Annotated in this window: 9 protein-coding genes; 6 read left to right on the top strand and 3 right to left on the bottom strand. The window is 36.1% G+C overall.

Features of this window, described 5'->3' with window-relative positions; all coding sequences use genetic code 11:
• From WAX74_RS20835 to WAX74_RS20810, 6 genes are all read left to right on the top strand, one after another.
• A partial coding sequence (locus tag WAX74_RS20835; RefSeq protein WP_241600806.1) for an IS3 family transposase occupies window positions 1-97 on the top strand: 97 nt, incomplete at its 5' end.
• A gap of 344 nt (window positions 98-441) precedes the next feature.
• Entirely contained in the window at window positions 442-1,377 is a 936-nt protein-coding gene (locus WAX74_RS20830) for an HD-GYP domain-containing protein (protein ID WP_336499567.1), read from the top strand.
• Window positions 1,378-1,394: 17 nt separating this feature from the next.
• Window positions 1,395-2,771: a class II fumarate hydratase gene (fumC, locus tag WAX74_RS20825; RefSeq protein ID WP_336499566.1), complete on the top strand. Its 1,377-nt coding sequence runs from the start codon at window positions 1,395-1,397 to the stop codon at window positions 2,769-2,771.
• A gap of 65 nt (window positions 2,772-2,836) precedes the next feature.
• On the top strand, window positions 2,837-3,328 hold the full coding sequence (locus WAX74_RS20820; RefSeq protein WP_336499565.1) for a PCYCGC motif-containing (lipo)protein: 492 nt from the start codon (window positions 2,837-2,839) through the stop codon (window positions 3,326-3,328).
• Window positions 3,329-3,743: 415 nt separating this feature from the next.
• Window positions 3,744-4,442 (top strand): ABC transporter ATP-binding protein, encoded by a 699-nt coding sequence (locus WAX74_RS20815; RefSeq protein ID WP_336499564.1) that lies wholly within the window; start codon window positions 3,744-3,746, stop codon window positions 4,440-4,442.
• On the top strand, window positions 4,432-5,733 hold the full coding sequence (locus tag WAX74_RS20810) for an ABC transporter permease (RefSeq protein WP_336499563.1): 1,302 nt from the start codon (window positions 4,432-4,434) through the stop codon (window positions 5,731-5,733). Before WAX74_RS20815 ends, WAX74_RS20810 begins: the two co-directional genes overlap by 11 nt.
• Window positions 5,734-5,769: 36 nt before the next feature.
• Here the strand turns inward: WAX74_RS20810 and WAX74_RS20805 are convergent, their stop codons facing one another.
• The 3 genes from WAX74_RS20805 to WAX74_RS20795 all read right to left on the bottom strand — a co-directional run.
• Entirely contained in the window at window positions 5,770-6,033 is a 264-nt protein-coding gene (locus WAX74_RS20805) for a hypothetical protein (RefSeq protein WP_336499562.1), read from the bottom strand.
• Window positions 6,034-6,060: 27 nt separating this feature from the next.
• Window positions 6,061-7,224, bottom strand: coding sequence for a class I SAM-dependent methyltransferase (locus WAX74_RS20800; RefSeq protein ID WP_336499561.1), 1,164 nt, complete (start codon window positions 7,222-7,224; stop codon window positions 6,061-6,063).
• A gap of 34 nt (window positions 7,225-7,258) precedes the next feature.
• Window positions 7,259-7,526: hypothetical protein (locus tag WAX74_RS20795; protein ID WP_336499560.1), on the bottom strand; the 268-nt coding region annotated here is incomplete at its 5' end.

Genomic DNA, 7,526 nt, shown 5'->3' with positions numbered 1-7,526 from the left:
GTATATCGATTACTATAATAACGATCGAATTAAACAAAAACTGGCCGGCATGAGTCCGGTAAAATACCGAACTCATGCCAGCCAATTAGCTGCATAAATAAAACTCTAACTTTAAGGGGTCACTACCGTGTTGGTCTTTTTTTTATAAACATATTAAGAGGTGATAGCTCCCGAAATTGAATCTTAGGGAGCTATCAATAGAAAATCGGAATTGTTTTTGAAGGGGTCGTTTAGTGCTTTTCTTATAGTGTATTTCATAAACACTAGTGTAAAAGTTTTTACTAATTGTTATAATAAGTATAAATATTTCGTCAAATTTCAACAAAATAAGACTGCCTAAAAAATAGGCGGAATAATCAGATTTAACATTACGTAAACGCGTAGGTAAAGGTATAATGGAAGAAAAAATAGTTTAAAACTGTCAAAGCGCATGGAGGCCAAATGATACTTACTAAAGAGCAGGTCCGAGATATCAAAACTAAAGATTATTTACCTAGAGTTGTGACAGATAAAACTATCACTACGTATATCGGAAGCGCTAATAATATATCATTTTCTTTATACACATTGCTTCCAAAAAGTACTTCTTGGATTAATTTTTATTCAAAAGAATATAACAATTATGTAGAGCGTTATACCATTGTTAATGGAGAGATAGAAGTTAAATGGAAAGATGAAAAAATTATTTTAAAAGCTGGGGACGTCATCTATGCAAGTATGGAAACTTCTGTTGTAACCTGTTATGCACAGGATGAAGTAGAGATTTTATTAGAAATGACAACTCCTTTTTTTGAGGAAGATTTTAACGAACGTGAAATTTTGCATCGTGATGCCAGAAGAATACAAGAGGTAGATGGATATACATATCATCATTGTGCAAGAATAAGAGATTATTCGATTGAACTGTGGAAACGTATAAAACCTGGTGAAAGTATTAAGGTCATAAGTCCTGGATCATATTTTCATGACATAGGAAAACTAGCGATTCCAATTGAAATATTAAATAAGGCCGGGAAGCTAACAGAAGATGAATGGAAAATGATCAAAATGCATACAACACTAGGTGCAGATATGATGCGTAACCATGAAGTTGAGCGATTGCGTCAAGCCGCTTTTATTGTAGAGGAGCATCATGAAAGGTATGATGGAAAGGGATATCCTTATGGGTTAATAGGGGGAGAAATTTCTTTAGAAGCTTGCATCGTTGCGGTAGTTGACGCTTTTGATGCAATGACGACGAATCGTGTTTACAGAGGTGCGATGACATTCGAAGAAGCGATACAAGAAATTAAGAATGGTAGAGGAACCCAATTTAACCCGTTAGTAGTAGATGAATTTTTAAAGATGTTAGATGAAAAGAATTATGAATGGATTTAAAAAAGGAGAGAAGAAAAATGACTTATCGTATTGAGCATGACTCTATGGGAGAAATAAAAGTTCCGCAAGATAGTCTTTGGGGAGCACAAACACAAAGATCGAAGGAAAACTTTAAAATCGGTACAGAAAAAATGCCGATTGGTGTAGTACACGGCCTTGCCCTATTAAAAAAATCAGCAGCAATTGTTAGTCATTCTCTTGGTAATTTATCTGAAGCAAAAAAAGATGCAATTTCTATAGCTGCCGACGAGATTCTTGCTGGCAAACTAGATCATCACTTTCCATTAGTTGTTTGGCAAACGGGTAGTGGTACACAATCAAATATGAACGTAAATGAGGTAATCGCTCATCGAGGTAATCAAATCCTTGAAGAAAAAAGTAGCGATGAGCGCCTTCATCCAAATGATGATGTCAATAAATCACAAAGTTCTAACGATACATTTCCAACAGCACTTCATATTGCGGGAGTTTTAGCTGTTGAAAAACAACTATTGCCTGCTATTGATGTCTTAAAAGAAACGCTAGGGAAAAAATCAGAGCAATTCATGGATATCGTGAAAATTGGTCGTACGCATTTACAAGATGCAACACCCCTTTCTCTTGGACAAGAGTTTAGTGGCTGGCACAGAATGCTAGAAAAATCAGCAAAAATGATATTACAAGCAGTTCAAGACATGAAAGAACTGGCAATAGGCGGTACTGCAGTAGGAACTGGACTAAATGCACCGAAAGGATTTGGTGATTTGGTGGCTGCTGAAATCTCTAAAGAACTAAGCATTGAATTCACTTCCGCTAAAAACAAATTCCATTCCTTAACAAGCTATGATGATGTAGTATATGTGCACGGAGCAGTGAAAGCACTTGCTGCCGACTTGATGAAAATAGCAAATGACGTTCGCTTACTTGCAAGTGGTCCACGTTCGGGGATTGGAGAAATTAGCATTCCAGAAAATGAACCAGGAAGTTCTATTATGCCTGGAAAAGTAAACCCAACACAAAGTGAAGCGATGACGATGGTTGTTGCTCAAGTGATGGGGAACGACACGACAATTTCTTTTGCAGCGAGCCAAGGGAATTATCAATTGAATGTGTATAAGCCAGTAATCATACACAATTTCCTTCAGTCTGTTCGTTTACTAAGTGATGCAATCATTAGCTTCAACAACAACTGTGCAGTAGGAATTGAACCAAACCTAGAAACAATTAAACATCATGTAAACAATTCATTGATGCTCGTAACTGCATTAAATCCATATATTGGATATGAAAATGCAGCGAAAATCGCAAAACATGCACACAAAAATGGCACTACTTTAAAAGAAGCCGCAATTGAACTAGATTTATTAACTTCAGAAAAGTTCGATGAAATTGTACGTCCTGAAAAAATGATTTAACCAAAAGCCATTGGTGGATGCAAATCTTAAAGTGAAATTTGAATATAAAGAGGTTATCTAACAGAATGAAAAAGATTTTGTTTATATTACTAAGTTCTTTGATAGTACTTTCCGCGTGTGGTCAAAAAGAGTCGGAAGAAAATCATGAAGAACATGCTGAGCATATTGCCCATTCAGAAAATGGTGATATACAGGAGACAACGGCATCGACTGATGTGTTGCCAACATTTTTAGACAAACAATCAGATGATATGAAACTTGTTTACCAAGCTGCAGCCAAAGCAAATGATATTCTAAAATGGATGCCTTGCTATTGTGGATGTGGTGACAGTGCTGGTCATTTGAATAACTTTAACTGCTTCGTACAGGAGATTAAAGAAAGTGGAGAAGTAGTGTGGGATGACCACGGTACTCGCTGTGCAGCATGCTTAGAAACTGCAGTTATGTCGATAAATATGACACAAGAGGGTAAGTCACTTGTGGAAATTCGAAATGCAATTGATGATGCCTATAAAGAAGGGTATGCAACTCCAACAGATACACCAATGCCATCATAAATAAAAAAAAAACTGCTCTATTTCACTTTATAGTGAGATAGAGCAGTTTTTTGTATGCATGAAATAGAATCGGTTGAATAAGTCTGAACATCGGTCGAATAAGCGCGATAATCGGTTGAATATCCATGATAATCAGTCAAATACTTCTAATAATCGGTCGAATATTATTAGACTCATTTAATATTCATAATCACTAATAAACTCTTCCCTGATGGATTATAGAATTACGTTTTTGCAAGTTTTTACTTGTAAATACTTGTATTCGTGGCTAGCTGGCCGCAAGAAAGGCGTTTAGCTCGAATGCATAAAGCTTTGGCATGAAGCCTTTTCTTAAGAAATTCTTCATATTTATCCTTCTAAAATGTTAAGAAACAATCGATATACTATGTTCATAGTAAACGGAAGGAGAAATGAAATGATACAAGTACAGGATGTGAATCATACATTTTTAATCGGGAAAAAAGGGAAGGAAAAGAAAGTACCGGTTTTAAAGGGACTATCTTTTGAAGTGGAGCAAGGGGAAATTGTTGCAATCGTAGGAAAAAGTGGTTCTGGTAAGTCGACTTTACTCCATACAATAGCGGGATTTATGAGTCCAGAGCAAGGGTCTATAACGGTAAACGGACAAGAAACAGCTGATTTAAATGAAACGGAAAGAGCACAGTTTCGATTAAATAATTTCGGCTTCATTTTTCAAAACTTTCAACTAATGCCAGGCTTAACAGCTTTTGAAAATATAGAGCTTCCTCTGAAAATAAAGGGAGTGTCTACTAAAAAAAGAAAAGCAAGCGTAAAACAATTACTTCAAAAAGTAGGTCTTGAAGAAGTAGCGGATCATTATCCGAACGAATTATCAGGTGGACAACAGCAACGAGTAAGTATTGCCCGAGCTCTTATAACAAATCCTCCTATTCTATTTGCTGATGAACCTACTGGTAGCTTAGACTCGGAAACAGAGCAAGACATATTATTGCTTATACAGGATCTTAATCAAGGACTAGGAGTAACGTTTGTCATTATTACACATGATGAAGAAGTAGCAAGTATTGCTCACCGTAAATTTAAAATGCATGATGGAGAACTAGTAAAAGGAGGTGCTCCATATGCTATTTAAAGACCAAGTTGATTTTGTGCGTCAACATATTAAGAAGAATAAGCTAAGGGTATTTATGACGGTTCTTGCAGCCACAATGGGATGTGCATTTTTAATAGTACTTGCCTCCATCGGGTTCGGGATTCAAGATACAATGCGTGAAGAAATATTGCAGGACAAAGCGATTACAGAAGTAGAAGTGTATCCGAATGCTGACGAGGAACTGGATGTTTCACAAATAAGATCTATTGAGCATGTAGATGCAATCGTACAAAGGTTTAATTTGAATGCCATGGCTAATTCACAAATAGAGGACCGTAGCCTTCAAGGGAATATTTTTCTTACAAATTTTGACGAAGAACAAAAATCAAATCTACAATTATCTGAAGGACGCATGCCAGAAAAGGATAATGAAATAATAGTTGGCTATCAGTTTGCGGAAAGTTTGTTAACAGATTCAGAACGTAAAGAGATGGAGCAAAACGCAGAAGAAAATGCTGAATCAACAGGAGGATACAAGGACTCTATAATCGGAAAAACAATTTCTTTATCACTCCAGTCTTATGAAGCAGAGGAAGCTTTTTCGGAAAGATGGAATTTTACAATCGTTGGAGTTACAGAAAATCCAGCAAGAGATTGGATTATAGATACAAAAGTAATGGTAAATGAATCTTGGAAGGACAAGTTTAAAGAGGTAATTGTTTCTAATACGGAAACAGAAGTAGTTGAAGCAGAATTATTTTATCCAGAAACGAAAATATATACTTCTAGTTTAGAGCATGTAAAATCAGTTACGGAAGAGCTAAAGGAGAAGGGCTATAATGTCTATTCCGTTTCGGAACAATTGGAGCAAATAGATGTCTTTTTCATGGCATTTAAAATTGGACTTATCTTTATTGGCACAATTGCGGTATTAATCTCATCTATTGGTATCTTCAATACGATGACAATGGCTGTTACCGAAAGAACTAGAGAAATAGGGGTTATGAAAGCGATAGGGGCTAGTCCGAAACTAATTCAACGCTTATTCTTAATGGAAAGTGCATGGATCGGCATTATAGGAACAGTACTTGCAGTAGTCATTTCCTATGCGGTGAGTTTTTTAGCAAACTGGGTATTGCCGATGGTTGTTGGAGCAGCGTTAGGGGATGAAGATATTCAAAATCTCTCTATTACTTTTTCATTGATTCCATGGCAACTTGTTGCTATAGCATCCTTTATTAGCGTAGGGGTTGCAATGATTTCTGGTTGGAGACCAGCAAGAAAGGCAACAAAAATTGATGTAATTGATGCTTTAAGACAGGAATTATAAAAAGAAGGTCGTCCCCGATTGGGGGCGACCTTTTATTTATTGTGCAATCGTAAAATAAGCAATGAATAGAACAAACACAACGAGTGCATTCAGTAGATTGTATTTCGAACGAGAAATTGTTTTATCGAATCGATCGGATTTATTAATGAATATAATTCCTAAGTAAGTAATCAAAATTGCTAATAACAAAGCGAAGATAGGTGCCATTGGATATACATGTACATCGACAAAATGCACAATAATGATCGCAATAGCCATTGCAATTCCGTAAGCCACTTTCTTTAAGGTTGGTTCTTTCACTGTATTCTACTCCAATCTTCACTATATTTAAGAAAGATACTCTCTAAGTTCATTCTCTAAGAAAGGATTTGCATGTAGCATTTGCTTGAACTGCTTGTATCCTTCTAGTTGTTCGGAAGTAACCTTTTTACCTGTTTTATAGGCACGTATTAAAATATTCTTGGGAGTATTTTCCATATCGATAAATTCTAATAGTTGTGCTTCATAACCAACCATGTTTAGGATCTCAGCTCGGATAGAATCCGTTGCAAGTGCTGCAAAGCGTTCTTTAATAAGACCATGTTTTAGCATAAGGTCAAGACCAGGAGCGTCTAACTGTCTATTGAGCTCGTGTTGACAACAAGGAACACTCAAAATAACATTTGCTCCCCATTTGACAGCCCGGGAAAGAGCCATGTCTGTTGCCACATCGCAAGCATGAAGTGTGACTACCATATCCACAGCAGTTTCCTCGTTGTAATCATTAATATCTCCTACTAAAAACTCCAACTGATCATAGCCTAAGTCCTCAGCAATTTTGGCACATTCTTCAATAACTTCTTTTTTCAAATCTAAGCCTGTTACTCGAATGTCGAGACCCTTTTCAATTTTTAAATAATGATAGAGGGCAAATGTTAAATAAGATTTTCCTGATCCAAAGTCTAGAATTCGAACTGGTTTGTCCTTTGGTAAGTGAACAAGCGCATCGTCGATGAACTCAACAAAACGATTGATTTGCTTAAATTTGTCATACTTTTGTTTTTTCACTTTTCCTTCTGGGGTTTGCACGCCCAAATGAATAAGGAATGGGTAAGGTGTATTTTCATCTAAAAGATAATTCTTTTTCCGATTATGTGAAAGATTGACCGTTTTTTCAGCAGCTAATTTTTCCGACTTCCACATTACTTTATTTTTCTTGGAGAGTTGAATTTGTACTTTTTCCGTTGTGAAATCAGCATGGATTTGACGAAATTGCTCTAATAGTTCGTTTAGAGTTATTGCAAATTCCTCTAATTTAATATTTTCATGCTTCAAAATACGTTCATATTGGTATTCTAGTTGAATATGATATACATTTTTTATTTCAATTGGTTTTAATTTTACACGTTTGATTTCATTGGACTTGGCACGAGGTTGACTAATTGTTGCGGCAACCAACTGCTTGTTCTTAATTTGCTCTAACAGATAATCTTTCATTTCTTGAAATTCCATACTATTCGCCTACTTTTTCGTGATTTCATTGGAATTAGTGTATCACAACATAGTGAGTCAAGGGTAGAAGGATGGTTAGTTGGAATAATGAATGCTTTAGTTGGAATTTTAGGTCGGTTAGTTGGAAATTAAGCAAGTTTTGGTCTTCTGTAAAGAAAGTAGACAAATTAATTCCCGACGTTTTTTCTTTTGCTACCGCGCTACCGCTTGCTGGGATGGTGAAAACAGGATAGGTCAAAACCATACCTATCCTATTTCCACCATCTCTAATTTTCTCACCCGGCAACTGATAGTCGACGTTT

The sequence above is a fragment of the Psychrobacillus mangrovi genome, from assembly GCF_037104765.1.
In the GTDB taxonomy this organism is placed as follows: domain Bacteria; phylum Bacillota; class Bacilli; order Bacillales_A; family Planococcaceae; genus Psychrobacillus; species Psychrobacillus mangrovi.
Note: the sequence above shows the minus strand (reverse complement) of the source record. Positions and strands in the feature narration are given on the sequence as shown.

Bases quoted from the DNA above. Each gene is read 5' to 3' on its own strand.
- WAX74_RS20810 (WP_336499563.1), top strand. From the start codon at position 4,432: ATGCTATTTAAAGACCAAGTTGATTTTGTGCGTCAACATATTAAGAAG.
- WAX74_RS20830 (WP_336499567.1), top strand. From the start codon at position 442: ATGATACTTACTAAAGAGCAGGTCCGAGATATCAAAACTAAAGATTAT.
- WAX74_RS20815 (WP_336499564.1), top strand. From the start codon at position 3,744: ATGATACAAGTACAGGATGTGAATCATACATTTTTAATCGGGAAAAAA.
- WAX74_RS20800 (WP_336499561.1), bottom strand. From the start codon at position 7,224: ATGGAATTTCAAGAAATGAAAGATTATCTGTTAGAGCAAATTAAGAAC.
- WAX74_RS20820 (WP_336499565.1), top strand. From the start codon at position 2,837: ATGAAAAAGATTTTGTTTATATTACTAAGTTCTTTGATAGTACTTTCC.
- fumC (WP_336499566.1), top strand. From the start codon at position 1,395: ATGACTTATCGTATTGAGCATGACTCTATGGGAGAAATAAAAGTTCCG.